We start from the raw sequence: 22646 nt of genomic DNA on the forward strand, positions 1-22646 counted from the left end.
AAAATTTAGAGCCACCCCGTTTGACATCACAAACAAGAGTGGCTCGGTCAGATGTTAAAATCCTCATCAAGCCTCCTTGCTGCTCGACCAGCGAGGGGGAATAGCTACCCGGAGTTGGTGGTACAACGAAGGGTAGTGCTCTAAATTGTTGGGAACCCAGCAACCCCATGCTTCATGCCGACCTGTTGAAAGAAGGATGTCCATGGCGATCGCTATGAAAAACCACCCTACAGACAAACCAGGGTGCTGTCAATCCGTATATCAAAACATCAATCCCGGTATCATTTTTCACCCGTACTGACTGCGGTAAAAGTACCACCGGGCAAAACACTGTAAGCCAAGGCCGATTGTAAATCTTCGATCGCCAACCCATCCGTCATAAACGCCTTGCGTAGTAGCTCGTCGGGAATATAGGCATCGTATTTCTGAACCTTCGGGGCCTCCTCCGCTTCCATCAGTTCCTCTGCCCGTAATGGCTGTTCTGCCAACACTTGAATTTCATAGCGGAGACTGTCGATCGAGCATTTCCCTAAATTCACCACCAGAAAATAGGGCGATCGACCCTTCACACCTTTGATATTCAACAGAGGCCGACAGTACAGCCGCAAAAACCGCTCCAAGGTTCGAAACGCCTTCGTTCCCACCCAAGGAAAAACACAAGCGTAGCCCTCTTCCAACAGCACGATCGGACTACTCAAAATTCCATGGCTACGGGCAAACTGTCGCGCAGTATCGAGCCGTGCCTGGGCACTAGGTTGGAGATAGGAATAGACCGTATCCTCTTGCAGGACTTGCCGCATCCGTTGCAACACCCGTGTGTGGATGTCACCCGTGGATCCCCGCCAAGAACTGGCATTGGGCGCTTGCTGGGTCGGGCGCACCTTAATGGCCTTGCGCTGGCTATCCACTTGCAGCACTTCCCACACCTGTCCCGCCAAGGAAATCCGATCGCCCTCGATCGGCGGCACCATGATCGAACCTACAATTTTGTGATTGAACTTAATGATGTATTCTTCATTATCGGCAAAGATGGCGTAGAACTTGAAATTTCGAGCAATCTTTTCGCCTTTTAACCCAACAATTAAAGTATTTAATTCTGTTGTTTCAATGTGCTCTAAAGTAATCCAGTGACGTAATAGTTGGCGATAATTCTCCTGTGTAATGTTATGAAACGATGGTAAAGTTAAAACCTGTTGGGCCAGCATTGCCGGAGTCAGCTCTCTCTGCGATGCCAATGTACTCATTGTCTGGTGATAGAGCAGACTGTAGGGATATTGCACAAATTGAGGCGGCTCAATCCATTGTTCTTCTAAATACAGTTGAATAACCGCGATCGCTTGCAGCAGTTGCCAAGGAAGTTGTTCCGGTAGGGTTTCTTCCCCCGTGGGTTTATCTTCTGCACAAACGAAGCGCATTTCCGCCACCCCGCCGCGCCGTCCCGATCGCCCCAACCGTTGCAAAAAGCTGGCGACCGACGAGGGCGATTCCAGTTGAATGACCCGATCGAGCTGCCCCAAATCAATGCCCATTTCAAACGTCACGGTAGCAGCCGTAACAGCAGGGCGATCGGGCTCCCGCATGGCCGCCTCTGCCACCTGGCGCAAATCAGCGGAAATGCTGCCGTGGTGCACGTGGTAAATATCGGGATACCCCTTGGCCTGGGCAAGGGAACGAATACCCGCGATCGCCTCTTCCGTAGCCGTGCGGCCATTGGCAAAAATCAAACATTTCTTACCGAAGCTCTGGGTAAACAAATGCAGATAGTAGGGATTAAATGCCTGATCCCGCGTATCTTCCTGAGCACGTACCACGACACCGGGATCGTAGAAATGCTCTAGGGAAAGTTGAATTTTACGATCGGCTCCAGCTATTTTGGGCGTAATGACCTGTCTCTGGGTCCCTGCTGCCATCCAACGTTCTGCTAGATCGTAATCACCTAAGGTAGCAGATAAACCAATGCGACGTGCCTCATTACGGGTTAACTGCGCCAATCGAGTCAGTTGACAGAGAATTTGATCCCCACGATCGCTACCAATAAAGGCGTGGACTTCATCAATGACAACAAATTGCAATTCGCCCAGTAATCGCTGGAGATCTGCGGCCCTATTCACCAATAAACTTTCCAGCGACTCCGGCGTAATTTGCAAAATACCCTGGGGTTGACGCAGAACTTGAGCCTTTTTGCTTTGCGTTACATCCCCATGCCACATGTGCACCGGAATATCAGCAAATTGCAACAAGTCATTCAGCCGTTCAAATTGATCATTGATCAACGCCTTAATTGGGCCGATATACAATGCCCCGATCGAAGCTGAAGGTCGTTCATACAATCGTGTCAGGACGGGTAAAAAAGCGGCTTCCGTCTTACCTGCTGCCGTTCCCGCCGCCACCAAGAGATGGTCGTCCGTATCCAACACCACCCGACAAGCCTCCGCCTGAATCGGACGCAAATCCGCCCAACCCTGCTGGTAAATATATTCCTGGATAAAGGGAGCAAGACGCGATTTCATACTGATTCAATTCCGCCAAATGACTGAACCCATTGTCGGCGCGTTCACTCTAGCAGACTTCTGGGCACTTTGAGTACAGAAAAATACGACAGTCACCCCTGCGATCAGGAGATCGATACCATGGTCATGTTCGATGCCCCTTGCAGCCCACCCAGACCTATCCCGATTGCATTGAGTCCTGCGGAGGCATTTGCGGCCATCACGATCGTGGCGATTTCTTCCGATGGCTATTTGGCGGATGAAGAGATTGATACCATCACGACGAGTCTTGCTCGGATGCATCTGTTCCGGACAGATTCCACGGAGACCATGCGCTGCATATATGACAAGTTATTTGGCATTATGCGGCGGGATGGCATTGCGGTTTTATTACAAGCGGCAAAGGAGTCCCTCCCATTTGAATTACGGGAAGCAGCCTTTGCAGTAGCCGCAGATTTAGTGTTATCCGATGGAATCATGACCCAAGATGAACAACTGTTTCTCAACGACCTATGCACAATTCTGGAAATCGCGAAGGAAACTGCAACCAAAATCGTTGAAGTGATGATGATTAAAAGTCGGGGTTAAATCTACTCGATCGAAGAGGTTACAAAGAATTGTCAGGTTTGAGTAGCTGCAAGTCTTTTGGCCTCTCGTCGTTGGTTATGAGCTTGGTCAAATCCCACGGGAGTTTTGAAAACAAAACTCTCGTTTTTTGTTCGCTATTTTTAATCGAATATTGCAGCACAAAAAAGGCGGGATTCAATCAGAAACCCACCTGTAAATTCTTTAAAAACCAAAGCTCTCAACCGGTGACTTCTCAACCTGTGATTACAGCAATCACCGATTCAATTACAGCTTAAGCTTGACCTGCCATTTGAGCAGCCACTTCTGCAGCGAAGTCGGTTTGCTCAACTTCAATGCCTTCACCCAACACAAAGCGCACAAAGCGACGAATTTGGATATTCTCACCCAAAGCTGCCACTTGTTGCTTCACCAGTTCAGCAACGGTGATATTTTGATCCTTGATGTAGGGCTGATCCAGCAAGGACAGTTCCTTCAAGCGCTTCTCTAAACGACCCTTGACGATCATTTCACGCTTATCAGCAGGCTTGTTCGCCAGATCTTCTTTACCCATTTCCACAGTCTTTTCTCTCTCGATGAAGTCTGCGGGAATGTCCTCAACCTTGACATACTCCACGTTGGGGCAAGCAGCAATTTGCATTGCAATGTTGGTAACCAACTCTTTGAACGCTTCGTTACGAGCCACGAAGTCAGTTTGGCAATTGACTTCTACAAGAACCCCAATCCGGCCACCAGTGTGGATGTACTGACCCACCAAACCTTCAGCCGCAACTTTGCCCGCTTTCTTCTCAGCGGAAGCAATACCCTTCTTACGCAGCCAATCAATGGATTTCTCCATGTCGCCGTCATTTTCCTTCAGGGCTTTTTTGCAGTCCATCATGCCTGCGCCTGTTTTTTCGCGCAGTTCCTTGACTGCCTGTGCGGAAATCTCAGCCATTTTTTTATTCCTGAATCTGCGTCAATGATTGATTATGCGGTGGGAGACGCGATCGACCACGTCTCCTCAAATACAGTGCTACGGACTCGAAACTCAGCAAACTTAAAGCTGACTAGACGATCGAGAACACTTAAACGATCGCACGATCGCATCAAAAGGCTTATTCTTCGCTGCCTTCTTCCGCTACTTCTTCGTACTCGTCTTCGTACTCTGCGCCTTCGTAATCTTCGAAGTCTTCCTCAGCACTAACTTGACCATGGCGACCTTCGTAGATCGCATCGGCCAAACGACCCACAATCAGCTTGATGGAGCGAATTGCATCATCGTTAGCCGGAATGGGCACGTCTACCGTATCAGGATCGCAGTTAGTATCCAACAACGCCACGATCGGAATGGTGAGCTTTTGGCATTCTTGTACTGCGTTATACTCACGACGCTGATCCACCATGATCACCACGTCAGGAATTTTCCGCATGTTCTTGATGCCGCCGAGGTACTTTTGCAACTTGTCCAGCTCACGACGAAGAACCGCTGCCTCCTTCTTAGGCCGAAGATCCAGCGCTCCGGTTTCTTCTAGACGCTCCAGTTCCTTCAAGCGATCGACACGGGTTTTGATCGTCGTCCAGTTGGTCAGCATTCCACCTAACCAGCGCTGGTTCACATAATAAGCACCACAACGAGACGCTTCTTGCGCCACGATGCCTGCAGCTTGACGCTTGGTGCCTACAAACAGAAACTTCTTGCCCTGCTCAGAAGCAGTCCGCACAAAGTTGTACGCGCCGTCCATCAACTCAGCAGTTTGCACCAAGTCAATAATGTGCACACCATTACGCGAGGTAAAGATGTACGGCTTCATTTTGGGATTCCAACGACGGGTTTGGTGACCGAAGTGAACCCCAGACTCCAACAACTGAGCCAAAGATACAACTGGCATTCAATTTTCTCCTTTCGGGTTAATCCTCCATCCAGGCGTACTTCATAGGGCGAATTGATGGGAAAGCAAGACCAAGGAAGACATACAGGCATTCAATTCCTGTCCGTTCCTGCACAATTCTAGAAGCACCCGAAACCCTGAATGTGTGGTTTTTACAGCTTTTCTAGCCTAGCATAAGCTGGCCCCTCCATAAATGAGGGATACCGAGAAATCACGGCCCCTGTTCACCCTCCGACTCTCCCACCCCCAGCCCTTCCCCGTGGGACTGTATTTGTAAGCTGTTCCCTTAGCTGGGTCAGCAATTTACGGCGTACTGGATAATGAGGGGTGCTGATAATTGTGGTGCGATCGCCCTATGCATACAGTGAACTGGCAACAGCTCAAGTTTCCCAAGATTTCGTCGCATCAACTTCCCCCCAAGCCGTTGCAATGGATGATGGGCATCAGTACCTGCATTTTGCTGGGCTGTAGTACCGCTCGCCATTTGCTGCTGCGATCGGGCTCCTTAGATTTAGGATATTTTGACCAAGCAACCTATCTAATTAGCCAAGGGGAAGAGCCGATCGTGTCCTTTTGGGGCTACCACTTTATGGGCGGCCATGCGGACTGGATTTTGTACTTTATCGCCATTCTCTACAAACTGTATCCCACGGTGTACTGGCTGCTAGGTTTGCAAGCGATCGCTCTCAGTCTCAGCCCCTGGCCCGTCTGGGCCTTAGCGCGACAAACCGGATTGTCCCCGTCCCAAGCCATGACGATTGCAGGGACAACATTGCTCTATCCGCTCTTGTTTAACTTAAATTTGTCGGACTTCCATCCCGAGGTGCTGGCCTTTCCCGCCCTGTTGACCGCAGTTTGGGCCGCTCGGGCCAATCGTATAGGCTGGTTTTGTGGTGCAATCTTTCTGGCACTGGGCTGCCGAGATGCCTTGGCGCTGACGATCGCAGCTATGGGGCTGTGGCTGATGGTCTGGGAAAAGCGCCGAGCCTGCGGTGCGATCGCGTTGGTGACCGGAACCGCATGGTTTCTACTGGCGACGAAGGTTGTGATTCCGGCATTCCGCCCCAATGGGGTGGAGTCCGTAGTACGCTATGGCTATCTAGGGCAATCCCTAAACGAAATTGTTTTCAACATTTTCTTTAAACCTTGGCTCTGGCTAGAACACATTGTTTCCCTGGAAACGTTGAACTACTTGTTCGTGCTTTTGATTCCGTTGGCCTGGGGATTGGCGGGGTTACGTTCCTGGAATCACCTTGCGCCCCTCGTCGCTGCGATTCCCCAATTAGCCATGAATTTACTGGCCGAGAATGACTTGATGCGCAATATCATCCATCAATACTCCCTGCCGATTTTGCCCTTTCTGTTATTAACCGTGATCGCGATCTTGGCCGATGGGAAAGGATTGATTCAAGCAAGGCGTTGGATCTGGGTTTGGACGATCGTCAGTTTTCTTACTATGGCGAAATATGGGCAATTCACAGGCAAATATCTTGATGGATTAGAAACATGGCAGGCAAGGCGGGAGGCGATCGCTCAAATTCCGGCCCACCAAGGCACGGTGCTGACCACCCACGAGCTGATTCCCCACCTCACCCACCGTCGCGGAATTTATCAAATTACGCCGAATCAACTGCCCCAGGGCTTTGCAGCAATGGATTATGTGCTGATTAACCAGCATTACCCCGCATTCCAAAAGAATCCTGCCTTAGCTAACCAATGGCTGAGTCAATTAAAGAGCGATCGGCAATTGCAATTGCAGTCTGAAAAGGATGGAGTCTTTCTTTTTGTCCAGCGATCGCAAACCAAACTCTAATACAAACCCGAAAATAACGGATATGGGTACTTGGGGCGAATGGGGCGAATGGGGCAAATGGGGGATTGCACAAGTTCAGATAACAATTTATTTCCCAGGTAACATTTTCTCTAGCTAAGTCGCTATAACCAACTCTATGCGGCTTATAACTCTATACGCTTTACAAGCTCTATACGCCTTACAAGTCGGTATAGCTCCCCCCGCATCCGGTGTGCATCAGCTTAAGAAAATTAGTGCTCTGAACTGATCCAGGAGTCCAACCATGCCCCAGGCGACGATCACACCCACGGATAAGAACACCGTCAAAAATGACTATGACTTTGCCAATTTTCTTGCTAGTTACACCAGTGCTCTGAGCCGACGATCGCGATCAAGCCAGTGGATCAAATCCCTGATCCATGACCTATTTGACGATCGTTACCTACTAGCGATTTCACCCCAAAATACACTGTATCGCCGAAAATACAACGAAATTGTAGCCTTTGGCGATAGTTTGACGGACACCGGAAATTTTTCCCGCGACTTTGCCAGCGCTTTTGGAGTAACCTTTCCGCCCAGTCCCCCCTATGCCCCCGGTCGGTTGTCCAACGGAGCCCTATGGGTTGAGTCTCTTGCGGCGGATCTTGGGATCGATCGAATAGCCAATTTTGCCTACATTGGAGCGACAACTGGGACCCAGAATGTAGCTTCCTTAACCTTAGGCCAACCCTTACCCGATATCTTTCCCGGCATTCAGCAGGAAGTCAATGCCTTTCAGCTCAGTTTAGCTGGACAACGGGCTAATCCCAATGCCATATATTTCGTCTGGGGCGGAGCCAATGATTATCTCTTTTCATTGCAAAGCCAGTTTGCCAATGCCGCCAATGACATTGTCCAAGGCGTAACCAACATTGCCCGATCGGTGATGACGCTGGCGGATCTGGGAGCCAATACGATCGCGGTCGCTAACTTGCCTAACCTAGGCCGCACCCCCTTCGCCACAACTCGCAATATTTCCACGGAAAGTACGCTCTACAGCTTGGCCTTTAATATCACCCTCTCCTTTACCCTGGAGAAACTCGATCGCTACCTCAAAGCTGACATCGTGGAACTGGATACCTTTTCGCTCGGAGAAGCGATCGCAGCCAATCCCAGCAAGTTTGGCTTTACCAACATCACAGAGGCAGCGATTACCAAATTACCGAATATCGATCCCAATACCTATCTCTTCTGGGACGAGTTCCATCCCACGCAAGCATTCCACAATGTACTTGCAAAAACCTTTGAGCACGCATTGTCCGTTCCGACACGCAGCCGAGTACTAGAAACCAGTTTGAACACAGCGATCGGCTTACTCAATAGCAGTAACGGCAGTGCACTACGATCGGCATTTACCAACCTACTCAGCAACAGTTCCCAACAGTTATCCAATCTGAATCCCCTATTGGTTACTCGATCGGCAACTTCACCCGCTCCACTGAGCTCGATCTAGGAACGAGTTTGGTTGATGGACTAGCTGAGAAATAGCATCCCCTATTGCCCCTACTACCCGCCTACCCCTCCACCCTTTCACCTGGATTTTATTGGTACGCAGTCCCCTTAACAGCCCTGCGCCTTGAGTTCAGCGTAGGCATCATAGACCCCACGCACGTTGTACCAATTGAGAAAAATGCGGGCCGCTTCCAACGCTAGTTGAGGTTGTCCGCGATCGATCAACCATTGCAATAGAGGAGCCATCGTTTTCTCATTCAACAAGCCCCCCAGGGACAGCAAGCCCCAGAGCACCTTGTGAATCCAAGTCATTTGGATCATCATGCGCACTTCCCAGGTCGGATGCTTTTGATAAAACAACACCCCCATCCGACCGCGCTGAATTTCCTTATCAATCAGGTTAGGAATCTGCGCCAAGCTGAAGGGAGGATGCCAGTGATAGCCCACAGCGTCCGGAGCCTTAATGAGCTTGAGTCCCAGATTTTTCAACCGCACCCCCAGTTCCAAATCCTCCCAGCCGTAAAGTTGAAAGCCCGTGTCGAACAGGCCCGCTTCCAGTAGCCAATGCTTTGGAATCGCCACATTGCCCGTCGCAAAAAAGGCTGCGGAAAAATCTGTGACTTTGTAGGGTTCCGACGTGGGTTGATCAAAGTTACAAGTGTTAATCACTCGACCATAGGTAAAGAAGCGATCGCTGCCCAATTCCTGACGCCCCTTTGCCAACGCAGCCGCATGGGACTGAAGGAACGTAGACAGCACCACTAAATCACTATCGATAAAAATAATGATGTCCCCTTGGGCCTTTTCCACCCCTAGATTCCTCGCCGCTGAGGGGCCGAGGTGATTTTGGCAAAAGAGATTGACATGGGGAAATTCTGAAGATCGATCGCGCAACCAATCCACCGTGCCATCGGTTGAGCCATCATCCACCACTACGACTTCATAGGGTTCGCTCCAAGCTTGCTTCTCCAGTGCCCGCAGACACTTTTCCAGAATGGGCTTGCGATTGTAGGTCGGAATGACAACACTAAACACTCAACAACTCCTGGCAATGGGATTCCCTTCAGTCTATCGTGGCGACTGGTGCGATCGAATTCACGCTAACCCACAATAACAGCAACTGTTTCCACCTCTAGCGCCAAAGTTATGGCAATCTGTTCGTGGCTTAGTCCCAGTTCTGCAAGTTTCAGCACTGCTTGGGTCACTTGAGCCTCAGCCCGATCGGCCCGTTGCTTTTCAGTCTCGGCCCGCTGCCTTTCAGTCTCGGCCCGCTGCCTTTCAGTCTCGGCCCGTTGCCGTTCCTGATCCGCCAGTTCCCGCAGTTCCACCGGATTGAGAAAGCGATCGCCGTTGGGTTGATAGAGTTCTAGGTCGTCTTCAGTTAAGCAAAAGCGAACTTGCAAACGCGGACTCACCCAGTTATTGTCGATCGTCACCGGTTCAAGACCCGATCGCCCTCGGAGAAAAATCTGTAATTCAGCAACCCGAGGATCATAAACGTAATACTCCTCTACGCCATAGCGATCATAGAAGCGAAGCTTCCGGGCCATTTCGTCAGCAGTATTACTATCCGATAGGATTTCAAAAACGATTTGTGGCGGAATTTGCCCTTCTTCCCATTGTTTATAGGATTTGCGGCTATGCTTGGGTCGCCCCAAGACAACCAATACATCAGGCGCACAGCGAATCGTAGGGTCGCCCTCCACCGGATACCAAAATAAATCCCCCGCAACAAAGACATCATCCCGATCGCGATAGAAAATCTCCAAGTTTTCTTTGATTAGAACAATCCAATCAAACTGAATCGTACTATTGGCCAACGGTTCTCCATCCGATTCTGGGTAGAAAATTTCATCGGGCTTGGTCAGTTGGGTAACCATGGTTTTCCCTCTGTCGCTGCGATGTGATTACTGTAACCTGGATTCCGAGTCCCTATATTTTGCCTGTCTAGCATCGTCCGTAGGTCAGAGCTCGGTCGATTCCCCTATTTCAGTGTACCGAGTCTGTCTAGAAACCATTAACTTCAAAGGGATTCTTCCCGTTGATCGTCCCCTGAACCCCCACTTTGCCAGATAATAGAAAACTTGTTAATTAGCAATGAGAGACATCATGGGGCGAGCAAAGAAGGTAGTGTTGGCCTATTCCGGCGGTGTGGATACTTCCGTTTGTATTCCTTACCTCAAACAAGAATGGGGCGTCGAAGAAGTAATTACCCTGGCGGCTGACCTAGGACAGGGGGATGAATTGGAACCCATCCGCCAAAAAGCACTCAATTCTGGGGCCGCCGTTTCTCTGGTAGCCGATGCCAAGGCAGAATTCGTTAAGAAGTACGCCTTTCCAGCAATTCAAGCCAATGCCCTTTACGAAAATCGCTATCCTTTGTCTACTGCATTAGCACGGCCATTGATCGCCAAGCTGCTTGTAGATGCCGCCGCAGAATATGGCGCAGATGCCGTCGCCCATGGCTGCACTGGAAAAGGCAATGACCAAGTGCGCTTTGATGTGGCGATCGCGGCACTCAATCCCAATCTAAGAGTCCTAGCTCCGGCACGGGAATGGGGCATGAGCCGGGAAGAGACGATCGCCTACGGCGAAAAATTTGGCATTCCTTCTCCGGTGAAAAAGTCTTCACCCTACAGTGTGGATCTCAATTTGCTGGGCCGTAGTATCGAAGCAGGCCCGCTGGAAGATCCTTACTACGAGCCGACGGAAGAAGTGTTCGTGCTAACGAAGGCGATCGCCGATACCCCCAACGAACCTGAATACGTAGAAATTAGCTTTGAGCAGGGCGTTCCCGTGGCGATCGATGGCCAAGCCTTTAATCCGGTAGATCTGTTTATTCACCTTAACCAACGGGTGGGCAACCACGGCATCGGACGGATTGACATGCTGGAGAACCGACTGGTTGGTATCAAGTCCCGCGAAATCTACGAAACGCCTGCTTTGCTGGTTCTGATCCATGCCCACCGAGATTTGGAAAGCCTCACCCTGACCAAGGATGTCACCCAATACAAACGCGGCTTAGAAGAAACCTACGGACAAATGGTTTACAACGGCTTATGGTATAGCCCTTTGAAAGAAGCGCTGGATGCCTTTATTCAGAAAACCCAGGAACGGGTCACTGGTACTGTGCGGGTGAAGCTGTTTAAGGGGAATGCCACGATCGTCGGTCGCAAGTCCACCAACTCGCTCTATAACGAAGATTTGGCAACCTACGGGTCTGGCGATCAGTTCGACCACAAGGCCGCAGAGGGCTTCATCTATGTCTGGGGCTTGCCTACGCGCGTCTGGTCTCAGAAAGTTCGCGGTTAGGCGTTTGGCGGTGCTGCTGAAGCTTTAACCAGACGTGAGTCCGATGAATTCGCGGGGCGATTCGATCGTCGGGGCTGCTCCGCAGCGAAGATCGGGGAACTTCTCCCCTTAAGGCAATTTGCTCTGGCAGAGCGTCAGAGAAATCGCCTTACCCCCTGCTATATCAGGGGACTCTACTCCCCCGACACCCAAGTGACTTCTCCGTCCCAGTACAGGGGATTTGTGAAGGGAAATTTTGCTTGTCGAACTCACGTTAACCAGATAAACTTCCAACAAAAATAGCGATCGTCCCAGGATGAAGACGATCGCTATTTTTGTTGAACAATCGCGGGTTAAACGATCGTGCCCTCCAGAGCAATTTGACTAACTATTCCCCTTCAGCAGAATGTTGAGGGGTCACGATGGGCTTATGCTTGCGTGACTCCAACCAGAGAGGAATGGCGATCACAGCAACTACGATCGCAAGGGCAATGAAAGCAAACTGTGAGGCCAAACTGATGAGTTTCTCCAGAGGCACCAATTGCCCTGCAAAAAAAGCAAGACTTACCATCACCGTGGCCCAAGTCAGTGCCCCAGCGATGTTATAAGCCATAAACTTCCAAAAGGGCATTTCGGCAATCCCCGCTAAGGGACTAGCGAAGACGCGCAAGAGGGCAATAAAGCGTCCAAAAAAGACGGCTTTACCAGCACTAGCGCTGAATTGTTGGCGCAAATCTTCTAATTGAGACTCCTGGAAACGCAGCAGCTTACCCAGACCGAGCAGCAGCGGCCACCCCCCTGCACGGCCAATCCAATAGCCCGCAGTACCACCCAGAGCTGCTCCACCTGCCGCATCTAGGAGCACCCATTGATATTTCAATTGCTCACTACCCGCCAAAAAACCACCGACGATCGTCACCGTTTCGCCAGGAATGGGTAAACCCAGATTTTCCAGCAAGATCCCCACAAAAACTGCCCAGTAGCCGTACTTCTGGGCAATGTCTTCAATTAGCTCTGGCGAAATGAAGTCCAATGACATTAGACGTCCTTTACAATCCTTCATGCACCCATCTATCTTGGCGTGCAGTTATCCAGACTGTCAATCAAGTCTTTATTGCTTTAAGTAAAGTCTAGCCAGCCAATTTGGACGATCGAGATTTTAAATTAAAGAAAACATGATCCCTGTTCAAAGATTTCTTTAAGAAACTAGGCTTGCTTTCTGCCCTAAGGTCAAGATTTAATGAAACCCTGACAAAATAGCTGGGTTCCCCAAAGCATGATTTCTATATTGAGACTATCTAGCCTCCGCAGAATCACGGACTCTGTGGAGAGAAAATGTTAGGCATTTCACCGAGGAAGCTGGCTATCTTCTCAATCCATACTGTGACAATTGATTGACGTGGTACCGGCTTGAACCAAATCAACATCAAATCATAACCGTTCAATCCATGAGTCTTAGTCAAGAAAATCTTAACCAAAAGCATTTAACCGAGGGGTGTTCCATGACAGTGCCAATAGAAACTAACGGTTTGGTGGTTCTACAACCCCAATTTCAGTTTGATGAACAGTGGTTGGCTGCACAAATGAATCAGGTTTCACACCATCAATCCAGTTACTCTAATCCCACTCAAGTCAAACAGCTCTGGGTCCTAGATCTCTCTGCGATCGACTCCTTAGATAGCAGCAGCTTAGTTGCCCTTGCCTCGGGTGTCCAAATGGCCAAGCACCATGGAGCTCGAATGGTGCTTTGTGGCCTCAATCCGTCAATGCGATTGATTTTAGAAATCTCTCGTTTAGATAACGTTCTCCCGATCGTCGAAACCTATGAAGGTCTTGTACAAAACCGCTGACTTTGAACAACTCCACCCTCCTGTCTCCACAGGATGGGGAACTCAAGGCAACTCATCTTCATTACCTCAACAGAGAAACAGGACACACATTGCGAGGTGTCCTGTTGATGTTTTAGGGGGATTGTAATTTCTTTAATTACAATCCCCCTAAATGGATCCAAATTAAGCCATCACATTTCCCAGTTACACCTTAGTTTTGCCGTTAAACTTTGCCGTTAAACTTTGCCGTTAAACATTATCCAGGGAGGAGATCCCTACCACAGGGAACTCTCCTTCCTCGTCAGTTCGGGCAAAGCTGGGCAAGTCCAACTGTCCTGCCTTGCGACTCCGCACTGCCAATCGATAGCTGACACTTTGTAACTCGGCATGGAGCTTGCGATTTTCCCGCTGAATTTGGGCGACTTTTTCCTTGACGGGAGCCATCCGTTCAGCAAACTTCTGACGGTAGAGATTGGGCAGTTCCTGAACCACCTGTTCCAGCATTTGCGATCGATCGCTGAGTTCCTGAACCGACTGCTCCAGAGAGTTAATCCGAGTATCGCGCTCAGAAATTTGATCCTGGTAAAAACTCACCTGCTCTTCCATACCCTGCAACTGTTCCCGCAGTGCCCGCATTTCGGCTAAATCCCGCTCAGTGGTCATTTGTTGAACTGGCTGGCGGCTATTTCCTTTGACCAGGCGAAAGAGTTCCTGGGAGAGCTGCTGAACTAATTGGTCACGGGTTTGCAGCTCTTCTTTGAGATGAACCACCTCAGCCTGAAGCTGCTGGAGAGTAGGGATTTCAGCTTGGGACACGACTTCGTAGCTCCGTTAACTAACGCGGACAATCCGGTGAACAAGAAATTGATCAAGGAAGGATGCTGGCTATTTTAATCAGCGATCGGCAAGATGACACACTGTTCTCGTAAACTTCTCAGCAAACTTAACGTCTGGGCAAGCTTAACCGTGCAGTAGCGTGATCTGGCTCACTGATCTGACCCAGCAATTAGCACTTGAGAACCACTTAATCAAGACTCTCCAGATTAGTCAATCCAATAGGTCAATCCAATGCTGCCTAAAATAACGGAGAACACCCAACCGACCCAATAAAAAACCGAGGCGGAATCGATGGGCCGCCCCGGTTATTAGAACTCAAGCTAGCACTTGATCGTCCTTTCATCATCAGATTCGCCCACGATCGATTGGCTAGCTTAAGGAACTCGCAATTGACTGATTAGCTTAAGCGGGTACTTCTTCAGCTTCAACTGTTTGCTTGACGGTGAGGTAGCGAATGACATCTTCATTCAAACGCATCGCTCGCTCCATCGCGGCGATCGCTGCGCCCGTCACCCGGTAGTTCATCTGGATATAGATCCCTTCACGGTGACGATCGATTTCGTAAGCCAGACGGCGCTTACCCCGGTGTTGGGTCTCCAGGATGTCTGCACCGTTATCCTTGAGAATGCCTTGATACTTTTCGATCGCTTGATCGACGGATTCATCCCCGAGGTCCGGGCGCAGAATGTACATTGTTTCGTAGATAAAGTTCTTAGCCATGGGTTTTCTCCTTTTGGACTAACTGGCTTTTTCCAGCACCAGGCGCTTGTCCAGTACTGAACGTGATCCAGTACTCCATGACGCTGACACCAAAAAAGCAAGGATCTACAATTCTATACCAGTTTGAGCACAAAGTCCTATGGCACAGCGCTATGTCCGCATCCAAACCCCTGATAACCGCATTTTCTATGGGTTGCTTCACCTCGATCGCACTGTCCAGGTGCTCGATGCCCCCCCTTGGTTACACGGGCAGCCCATGGATTTGACGTTTCCTGAAACTGACTACCAACTGTTAGCGCCCTGCGCCCCCTCAAAAATTGTGGCCGTTGGGAAAAACTATGCTAAACACGCCGCAGAAATGGGTGGGCCGTTACCTTCAGAGCCCCTACTGTTTCTCAAACCCACCACGACGATCGTGGCCCATGGTGCGCGTGTTCTCTATCCTCCCCAGTCAGAGCGGGTGGATTATGAAGGGGAACTCGCTGTGATTATTGGTGATCGGGCAGTGGATTGTTCGCTCGCCGAAGCTGAAACCAAAATTTGGGGATACACGATCGCCAACGATGTGACCGCCCGAGATTTACAACAAAAAGATGGCCAGTGGACGCGCGCAAAAGGCTTTGATACTTTTTGTCCGATCGGCCCTTGGATAGTTCGAGAAATTAGTCCAGAGGCCCAAGTCACAACTTTTTTGAATGAAGCCAAAGTACAAGCCGCCTCAATCAGTGAAATGGTTTTTTCTCCCACCGCTTTGGTGGCCTACATCAGCCACATTATGACGTTGCTGCCGGGAGATGTGATTCTTACAGGCACTCCGGAGGGGATCGGCCCGATGCAGATCGGCGATCGGGTACGAGTGTCGATCGAGGGCATTGGATTTCTGGAAAACCCAGTTCACAAACGTTTAAGCCCTGAGCCCTCGGACAATCCCGCCCCGACCTTGCTATAACTTAACGACCTTGCTATGACTCAGTCATCACTCAGTCATCACTCAGTATCCCTCAGCTCTCACAGCTCTCACTCAGCCACTGTCCGACCTGCTTGCACTAGATCATCCATCGTGGGCAAGCAGCAAGCCCACCACAAGTCATAAGCAAGTCATAAGCTGGCTGGCTAAGAGTAGCAGCGCTAGTCGTCTGTCTACTAGTTTAGTCAGGCACTTGGTGAGGAACCCAATGGTTAGTAACGCACTTGGTTAGAAACCGCTTCAGAGATGGCTGGAATCTCCGCGTATCTGCCTAGTGCTGTCTGGATAACGGAATAACCCACCGCTACTAAACCACCGAGAAAGATCGTGTTGAACAGCGTCTCTGCCACGATCGTATTTCTAAAAATAGCCCCTAGGAAGTACTGCCAGACAATGCTAATCAGGCTGAGGACGATACCAAACAAAATAGCCTGCATAACGTTGTAGCGCAGGAAATGGGAAAGCTCTGAGTTCCGCACCACCAGCATATAGAGGGCTAAAAAGATAGCAAAGGACAGTAAGCCGCCAAATCCATAGTAAATGCCGATGATCGGCCCTAAGGGCACGACCAACAGTGCAAAAACTGGTGCTAGCAACGAACCCGCAGTAATGCCTTGACTGACTAAAACCAGGGTTTCCATCAAGGGCAAGATGTAGACCAAACAAGAAAAAAAGCGATCGGAGGGACTAATCGACCCACGGCCAGTCATGCGCAAATTCTCCACTAAGATACAACGAGGCTATGCACCAGCATACTTTAAGACTTTTCTAGTCAGGCTTTTCTGGTTAGAAAAGCCTAGCCACATAGTCTCTCTATAGTCTCTCTAGTGACACGGTCTCTGCTGAACCCTGACAGGTCGATCGGGCCTCCAGGTTATTCAACGTTCAAAATCTTAAAGCCCATCTGGCATTGAAACTGACGGGGTTGTTGATCAACGGTTTTGGTGATCGCGTTTCCACACCGCAACCGCCCCCCGTGCCAACGAGGTTGACCACTCTGATCGGCCATTAGGCAGTTTTGGCAAACTTGCTGAGGAGAAATCAGTTGATCACCGACTAGAACCACTAACATGACTGCTACCTCCAGTGATTCGCCTGTGTCTCTTGACTTTATTGTAGGCGAGGGATAGGAATGATCGTTTCAAACTTTATGGACAGTTTAAACTCTTACGCATCTTGAGGTCGTAACCAATGAGACAGGCTACAGCCCTTACCTCAAAATCCTTGCCTCGAATTTAAAAAATTTAGTTTCCTCTCAGGTTGCCCAATGCGTCAGACTTCTCAACGCAGTATGATTTGAAATCTGACTGAGCTAAAAATCGGTTGAGCTATCCAGCTCAACTATCCAATTGGCTAGCAAACCTAGCGGTTGGGATAACCAGGCAACCGCCCTAGGAGGCTAACCGCCCTAAACCAGGACATCAAAGCACGTCTCTGACGTTTTTCCCATTTTTCATCACTCCATCTGCATAGGACTGAAACTGTGACTACGAATTCCGATCTCCTCTCCCAACAGGATCCAGCAGTTGCTGCGCTGATCAATCAGGAACTGAAGCGCCAGCGAGATCACTTGGAACTGATTGCCAGCGAAAACTTTACCTCTCCTGCCGTGATGGCTGCCCAAGGTTCGGTACTCACCAATAAGTATGCCGAAGGTCTGCCTAACAAACGCTACTATGGCGGCTGCGAGTTTGTGGATCAGATTGAGCAAATTGCCATCGATCGCATCAAGGAACTGTTCGGTGCAGCCCATGCTAATGTGCAACCCCACTCCGGGGCCCAAGCCAACTTTGCCGTTTTTCTAGCGCTGCTTAAACCGGGCGATACCATTCTGGGGATGGATCTGTCCCATGGGGGCCACCTGACCCACGGATCTCCGGTGAACGTATCGGGCAAGTGGTTCAACGTCGTGCAGTACGGCGTCAGTCAAGAAACGGAGCAACTGGACTACGAGAAAATTCGGGAACTGGCTAAACAACACAAGCCCAAGCTGATCATCTGTGGCTATTCGGCCTATCCCCGCACAATCCATTTCGATAAATTCCGATCGATCGCCGATGAAGTGGGCGCTTACCTGATGGCAGACATTGCCCACATTGCGGGTCTTGTTGCCACTGGCCATCATCCCAATCCCCTGCCCTATTGCGATGTCGTCACCACCACCACCCACAAAACCCTGCGAGGGCCACGCGGGGGCTTAATCATGACCCGTGATGCAGAACTGGGCAAATTGTTCGATAAGGCGGTGTTCCCTGGAACCCAAGGGGGGCCGCTGGAACATGTCATCGCAGCAAAAGCTGTGGCCTTTGGGGAAGCGCTGAAGCCTGAGTTCAAAACCTACTGCGCCCAAGTCATTGCCAATGCCCAAGCCTTGGCAGCGCAACTGCAAGAACGGGGTTTCAAGATCGTCTCCGGCGGCACCGATAACCATTTGCTGCTGCTGGATCTCAGATCGATCGGCATGACGGGCAAGATCGCCGATGCGTTGGTCAGCGAAGTCAACATTACCGCCAATAAAAATACCGTTCCCTTTGACCCGGAATCCCCCTTTGTGACCAGCGGTTTACGGCTGGGGACTGCGGCCATGACCACCCGTGGCATGGGCACGGCTGAGTTCACAGAAATTGCTAACATCATTGCCGATCGTCTGTTGAGTCCGGAAGATGAAGCGGTAGCACAATCGTGCCGCGATCGTGTCGCAGCCCTCTGTGAGCGTTTTCCGCTGTACGCCCACCTAGGTACCACTGCAGTTGGTGCTGCAGAACCGGCCCTAGTATAGGGAAACCTTGCAGGGATAATTTGTCACCGGAGGCGATCGTCTAGGATGCCTCCGGTGGATGATTTCAACCCGGTAGCAATTTCTGACAAGCCATCTTTTTGGTGGGCAAGTTTGAGGATGAGGAGTTCTTGAGATAGGAGAATAGACAACCTACTCAAAACCGCTCAAATACCGATTGGACATCTCTGCGAGCGTTGCCATTGGCCAAGCTATTCTGAGTCAACTTTTTCGCAAAAGATCGCCTCACTCTGGCGATTTTGCGTGTATGCTGAGGCACCTTAAGCGCGAATTCCTATCAGTTAAGCTAATCTTCGCTAAAACTTGACGGAACTTCCGAAAAAACCTCGAAGAAAAAAGCAAAATTGATCGCTCTTAATAAATCTTTGCTGAGTAACATCAGTATGTGGTAGGCTCTCCCTGCTGGCAACGTCTGTCCAAAGAAATTTCACTGCACTTCCAGATGCTGTCTCTTCTCTATCCCCTGGCTGCTTTCCTAATTGCTGCTCTAACCGTTATTGTTACCACCCCGTTCATCAAAAAAACGGCACTCCGATTGGGACTCGTCGATCGTCCTGATCCCCGTAAAGTGCATAAGCATCCCATGGTGCGATTGGGTGGGGTTGCTATGTTTGCGGGATTTTCCCTTGCGCTTCTCGTGGTTTGGTGGACGGGGGGCTTTGGGCAACTACCCCAAGTTAAAGAGTACGAAGCCTGGGGAGTTGCCCTAGGAGCCTTGGCTTATTTTGGAATTGGCTTGCTTGACGATTTATTTAACCTGTCACCCCTAAGCCGATTGATTATGCAAGTCATTGTCGCGATCGCGGCTTGGTCAGCGGGAGTGCAGATTGACTTCATTACAATTCCTGGATTGGGACTCCTTCAGCTTCCGGATCCGGTCAGTCTCGCCATCACAGTGCTTTGGCTGGTGGGCATGACCAACGCCATTAACTGGATTGATGGTCTAGATGGCTTGGCTGCGGGGGTCTCTGGCATTGCCGCTGTGGTAATGTTACTGACCTGTATTTTCATGAAACAGCCTGCTGCCGCGTTGATTGCAGCAGCTTTAGCTGGATCCTCACTCGGTTTTTTGCGGTATAACTTTAACCCTGCGCAGATTTTTATGGGGGATGGAGGATCCTATTTTATTGGATTCACCTTGGCTGGAATCGGCGCGATCGGCCTAGTCAAAGGCGTGACAACCGTTGCAGTCCTGTTGCCCTACCTAATTTTGGCAGTTCCCATTCTTGACATGTCGGCAGTCATCCTCGATCGGTTACGCAATGGGAAATCGCCCTTCATTGCAGACAAGCGCCATTTACACCATCGCTTACTCAATGCCGGACTCTCCCATCGCCGTACCGTCCTGTTTATCTATTCCCTCACTCTTTGGGTCGGTAGCTTAGCCTTGGCCTTCTCAGGCGTTCCCAGTGGCTTTGCCTATGCCATTTCAGCGACTTTAATTCTGAGCTTTGCAGCTTGGCGAGTTTGGCGAATCGCAAAGCAAGCTTAGAAATTCAGCCTAGAAATCTAGCTTAGAAATCCGGCATAGTCCAATAGCCTCAGAACAGCAGGTTCATAAACCATGACGATCGTTGCAGAAGTGCTGAGTGTTGGCACCGAGTTATTGCTGGGCGACATTCTGAATTCCAATGCGCAGTTTTTAGCCCAACAGTTGGCGCAGTTGGGGATTGCCCACTACTACCAAACCACGGTTGGCGATAATCCCGATCGTTTACGACGGGCGATCGAACTAGCCGCGAGTCGAGCCCAACTACTCATCTTCACGGGTGGGCTGGGGCCAACCCCCGATGACCTGACCACGGAAACGATCGCCCAAACCTTCGGTACCCCGCTGCTGGAAGATCCCCAAGTCGTTGCAGACATTGCCCAAAAATTTGCAGCCCGTGGCAGAGCCATGACCGACAATAATCGGAAACAGGCGCTTCGCCCCCAAGGTGCCGCAATTTTGCCCAATCCCGTCGGGACGGCTCCCGGCATGATTTGGCAACCTCAGCCCAATGTGACGATTTTCACCTTTCCAGGGGTACCCACGGAAATGAAAGCCATGTGGCAGGAAACTGCCATCCCCTATCTCCAAGCCCAGGGGTGGACTTCAACCACGATCGTGAGTCGAACACTAAGGTTTTGGGGCATTTCAGAATCCAGTCTCGCTGAACGGGTCAGTGAATTTTTGAACCTGACGAATCCAACGGTGGCCCCCTACGCCAACTGGGGGGAAGTCAAACTGAGAATTTCTGCCAAAGCCGAATCTGCTGCTGCCGCTCAACACCTGATTCAACCCGTAGAAGCGCAATTACGAACGATCGCAGGCATTGATTGCTATGGCGCGGATCAAGATTCCTTGGCCTCCGTTGTAGGAGCTTTACTCAAGGCGCAGGGACAAACCGTCGCCGTGGCAGAATCCTGTACTGGCGGTGGGTTAGGACAGATGATCACTGGGGTTTCCGGTAGCTCGGAGTACTTTTGGGGGGGCATCATCGCCTACGAAAACCGCATTAAGGAAAAAATCCTAGGTGTGGATCCTGCGGTACTACAAAGCGAAGGAGCTGTGAGCGCGATCGTTGCGGAACAGATGGCAATGGGGGCACGATCGGCCCTAGGCACTGACTGGGGCGTAAGCATTACTGGCATTGCAGGCCCCACCGGTGGAACGGATAGTAAACCTCTTGGCCTGGTCTACATTGGGGTAGCGGCCCCGGATGGCAGCGCCATGGCGCAGGAATACCGCTTTGGCAACCGAGGCCGGGACTGGCTGCGGCAAGTCAGTGCTTGCAGCGCGATTGATCAGTTGCGGCGACAAATCTTGGCTGGATAATCCTCATTCTGGCTGGATAACCCTACTCAGTTCGCCCTTACGTTTTTGTCAAGATTCGTTATGATTTGAATTAGGGAGGAGGAGTCCTGCAAAATTTCTGCTTGGCTTTACTTCGTTCCCTTGTTAAGATCAGGTTATGTCTACCTACAAGGATTTACTTCGGCGGAAGAGTCCTGAACTAGAAAGGTTGACGTTCCGAAAAGTGACTGTGTCCAGACTAGACATTAAGGAGAGGTCTGTTCAATGGATGTCATTGATAAGGTTCTGGAAAAGGTAAAAGAGTGGGCTCGTAAGTTGATTGAAGCTTTACTAGGGCCGGACGCCCAACCCGAGCCTGAACCCATTCCAGTTCCAGTAGACGATCGTCGCCGCTACCCACGTTAGACGAACGTTCAACTGAATCGGTTTCTTCTTACCTTTTGTTGTTCTTTTTCAGAACATTTGCTGACGCGACGAGAAGGTCAAGTTTGTTAAGCGTTTTAGTACTACACGGCCCTAACTTGAATCTCTTAGGATTGCGTGAGCCTGAAGTGTATGGCTCTACAACTCTGGTAGACATTAATTCAATGCTAGAGCAACTAGCTCTGGACTTGAGAGTCAGGGTGTCTAGTCTACAGTCTAATCATGAAGGAGCCTTGGTGGATGCCATCCATGCTGCGATGGGGATTCACCAAGGCATTTTAATTAATCCCGGTGCCTACACTCACACTAGTGTGGCCATTCGAGATGCGATCGCGGGGGTTAATTTACCTACCGTAGAAGTGCACTTAAGTAATATCCATAAACGCGAAGCTTTTCGCCATCATTCCTACATTGCCCCAGTTGCGATCGGGCAAATTTGTGGGTTTGGGGCTGAAAGCTATCGATTGGGACTGCAGGCTTTGGTCGCGCACTTGCAGCAATAAATGTCCTTACCCTGGGTCTGTCCTAGCCCTAAGGGAACAGCGTATCAATCGAGTGCATCCCAGTTTTGCAAATTTGCCCTCATCCCCCAACCCCTTCTCCCAAAATAGGAGAAGGGGAGCCAGATTCAAAATTCAAATTCCCTCTCCCGCACTGGGAGAGGGAATTAGGGTGAGGGTTGTAAAGGTGGGATGCACCCTATCAATCAAAGCCAAAGTAGATGGGTGGATGGATAGATGAATCAGGGATGTTTTCC

The 22646-nt window shown here is 50.3% G+C and carries 21 protein-coding genes and 1 pseudogene; 11 read left to right on the top strand and 11 right to left on the bottom strand.

The window, feature by feature from the left end:
* Nucleotides 1-281 precede the first annotated feature (281 nt).
* Nucleotides 282-2510, bottom strand: coding sequence for a DEAD/DEAH box helicase (locus tag ACN4EG_RS03395; protein WP_431627768.1), 2229 nt, complete (start codon nucleotides 2508-2510; stop codon nucleotides 282-284).
* A 120-nt stretch (nucleotides 2511-2630) separates the two neighbouring features.
* Here ACN4EG_RS03395 and ACN4EG_RS03400 point away from each other — a divergent pair, with 120 nt between their 5' ends.
* Nucleotides 2631-3077, top strand: coding sequence for a tellurite resistance TerB family protein (locus ACN4EG_RS03400; protein WP_431627769.1), 447 nt, complete (start codon nucleotides 2631-2633; stop codon nucleotides 3075-3077).
* Nucleotides 3078-3348: 271 nt separating this feature from the next.
* Here ACN4EG_RS03400 and tsf read toward each other — a convergent pair.
* Nucleotides 3349-4014, bottom strand: a pseudogene (gene tsf, locus ACN4EG_RS03405) (translation elongation factor Ts); the annotation flags it as partial.
* Between the two features lie 157 nt (nucleotides 4015-4171).
* Entirely contained in the window at nucleotides 4172-4945 is a 774-nt protein-coding gene (gene rpsB / locus ACN4EG_RS03410) for a 30S ribosomal protein S2 (RefSeq protein ID WP_431627772.1), read from the bottom strand.
* A gap of 355 nt (nucleotides 4946-5300) precedes the next feature.
* Between rpsB and ACN4EG_RS03415 the strand changes: the two genes are divergently transcribed.
* Together ACN4EG_RS03415 and ACN4EG_RS03420 are read left to right on the top strand one after the other, a co-directional pair.
* Complete coding sequence (locus tag ACN4EG_RS03415) at nucleotides 5301-6758, top strand: DUF2079 domain-containing protein (RefSeq protein WP_431627773.1); 1458 nt, start codon at nucleotides 5301-5303, stop codon at nucleotides 6756-6758.
* Between the two features lie 262 nt (nucleotides 6759-7020).
* On the top strand, nucleotides 7021-8229 hold the full coding sequence (locus ACN4EG_RS03420; RefSeq protein WP_431627774.1) for an SGNH/GDSL hydrolase family protein: 1209 nt from the start codon (nucleotides 7021-7023) through the stop codon (nucleotides 8227-8229).
* 107 nt (nucleotides 8230-8336) lie between these two features.
* Here the strand turns inward: ACN4EG_RS03420 and ACN4EG_RS03425 are convergent, their stop codons facing one another.
* The gene (locus ACN4EG_RS03425) at nucleotides 8337-9263 is read right to left on the bottom strand and encodes a glycosyltransferase family 2 protein (RefSeq protein WP_431627775.1); all 927 of its coding nucleotides are present in this window, start codon (nucleotides 9261-9263) and stop codon (nucleotides 8337-8339) included.
* Nucleotides 9264-9328: 65 nt separating this feature from the next.
* Entirely contained in the window at nucleotides 9329-10108 is a 780-nt protein-coding gene (locus ACN4EG_RS03430) for a Uma2 family endonuclease (protein WP_431627776.1), read from the bottom strand.
* Between the two features lie 229 nt (nucleotides 10109-10337).
* Here ACN4EG_RS03430 and ACN4EG_RS03435 point away from each other — a divergent pair, with 229 nt between their 5' ends.
* Nucleotides 10338-11540: an argininosuccinate synthase gene (locus ACN4EG_RS03435; protein WP_431627777.1), complete on the top strand. Its 1203-nt coding sequence runs from the start codon at nucleotides 10338-10340 to the stop codon at nucleotides 11538-11540.
* 367 nt (nucleotides 11541-11907) lie between these two features.
* Here ACN4EG_RS03435 and ACN4EG_RS03440 read toward each other — a convergent pair whose 3' ends face one another.
* Nucleotides 11908-12558 carry a DedA family protein gene (locus ACN4EG_RS03440; protein ID WP_431627778.1) on the bottom strand — a complete coding sequence of 217 codons (651 nt, stop codon included), beginning with the start codon at nucleotides 12556-12558 and terminating at the stop codon, nucleotides 11908-11910.
* A gap of 463 nt (nucleotides 12559-13021) precedes the next feature.
* Here ACN4EG_RS03440 and ACN4EG_RS03445 point away from each other — a divergent pair, with 463 nt between their 5' ends.
* The gene (locus tag ACN4EG_RS03445) at nucleotides 13022-13369 is read left to right on the top strand and encodes an STAS domain-containing protein (protein ID WP_431627779.1); all 348 of its coding nucleotides are present in this window, start codon (nucleotides 13022-13024) and stop codon (nucleotides 13367-13369) included.
* Nucleotides 13370-13597: 228 nt separating this feature from the next.
* Here ACN4EG_RS03445 and ACN4EG_RS03450 read toward each other — a convergent pair whose 3' ends face one another.
* Together ACN4EG_RS03450 and rpsF are read right to left on the bottom strand one after the other, a co-directional pair.
* Nucleotides 13598-14164 (bottom strand): Npun_F5560 family protein, encoded by a 567-nt coding sequence (locus ACN4EG_RS03450; protein WP_431627780.1) that lies wholly within the window; start codon nucleotides 14162-14164, stop codon nucleotides 13598-13600.
* A gap of 423 nt (nucleotides 14165-14587) precedes the next feature.
* A complete protein-coding gene (rpsF, locus tag ACN4EG_RS03455; RefSeq protein WP_431627781.1) occupies nucleotides 14588-14905 on the bottom strand; it encodes a 30S ribosomal protein S6 in 318 nt (105 codons plus the stop codon).
* Nucleotides 14906-15044: 139 nt separating this feature from the next.
* On the opposite strand from rpsF, the gene ACN4EG_RS03460 reads away from it, so the two are divergent.
* On the top strand, nucleotides 15045-15854 hold the full coding sequence (locus ACN4EG_RS03460) for a fumarylacetoacetate hydrolase family protein (RefSeq protein ID WP_431627783.1): 810 nt from the start codon (nucleotides 15045-15047) through the stop codon (nucleotides 15852-15854).
* 230 nt (nucleotides 15855-16084) lie between these two features.
* On the opposite strand, the gene ACN4EG_RS03465 is transcribed toward ACN4EG_RS03460, so the two are convergent.
* A complete protein-coding gene (locus ACN4EG_RS03465; RefSeq protein ID WP_431627785.1) occupies nucleotides 16085-16582 on the bottom strand; it encodes a Tic20 family protein in 498 nt (165 codons plus the stop codon).
* Between the two features lie 164 nt (nucleotides 16583-16746).
* Entirely contained in the window at nucleotides 16747-16944 is a 198-nt protein-coding gene (locus tag ACN4EG_RS03470; RefSeq protein WP_431627787.1) for a hypothetical protein, read from the bottom strand.
* A gap of 411 nt (nucleotides 16945-17355) precedes the next feature.
* Here ACN4EG_RS03470 and glyA point away from each other — a divergent pair, with 411 nt between their 5' ends.
* A complete protein-coding gene (glyA, locus tag ACN4EG_RS03475) occupies nucleotides 17356-18651 on the top strand; it encodes a serine hydroxymethyltransferase (RefSeq protein ID WP_431627788.1) in 1296 nt (431 codons plus the stop codon).
* A 23-nt stretch (nucleotides 18652-18674) separates the two neighbouring features.
* On the opposite strand, the gene ACN4EG_RS03480 is transcribed toward glyA, so the two are convergent.
* Nucleotides 18675-18800, bottom strand: coding sequence for a hypothetical protein (locus tag ACN4EG_RS03480; protein WP_431627789.1), 126 nt, complete (start codon nucleotides 18798-18800; stop codon nucleotides 18675-18677).
* Nucleotides 18801-19111: 311 nt separating this feature from the next.
* Between ACN4EG_RS03480 and ACN4EG_RS03485 the strand changes: the two genes are divergently transcribed.
* From ACN4EG_RS03485 to aroQ, 4 genes are all read left to right on the top strand, one after another.
* Nucleotides 19112-20161, top strand: coding sequence for a glycosyltransferase family 4 protein (locus ACN4EG_RS03485; RefSeq protein ID WP_431627790.1), 1050 nt, complete (start codon nucleotides 19112-19114; stop codon nucleotides 20159-20161).
* A gap of 72 nt (nucleotides 20162-20233) precedes the next feature.
* On the top strand, nucleotides 20234-21487 hold the full coding sequence (locus ACN4EG_RS03490; RefSeq protein WP_431627791.1) for a competence/damage-inducible protein A: 1254 nt from the start codon (nucleotides 20234-20236) through the stop codon (nucleotides 21485-21487).
* 243 nt (nucleotides 21488-21730) lie between these two features.
* Nucleotides 21731-21871 carry a hypothetical protein gene (locus tag ACN4EG_RS03495; RefSeq protein ID WP_190573468.1) on the top strand — a complete coding sequence of 47 codons (141 nt, stop codon included), beginning with the start codon at nucleotides 21731-21733 and terminating at the stop codon, nucleotides 21869-21871.
* 83 nt (nucleotides 21872-21954) lie between these two features.
* Nucleotides 21955-22392, top strand: coding sequence for a type II 3-dehydroquinate dehydratase (gene aroQ, locus ACN4EG_RS03500; protein WP_431627792.1), 438 nt, complete (start codon nucleotides 21955-21957; stop codon nucleotides 22390-22392).
* Nucleotides 22393-22646 lie beyond the last annotated feature (254 nt).

The sequence above is a fragment of the Alkalinema pantanalense CENA528 genome (assembly GCF_050753345.1).
In the GTDB taxonomy this organism is placed as follows: Bacteria; Cyanobacteriota; Cyanobacteriia; order Leptolyngbyales; family Leptolyngbyaceae; genus Alkalinema; species Alkalinema pantanalense.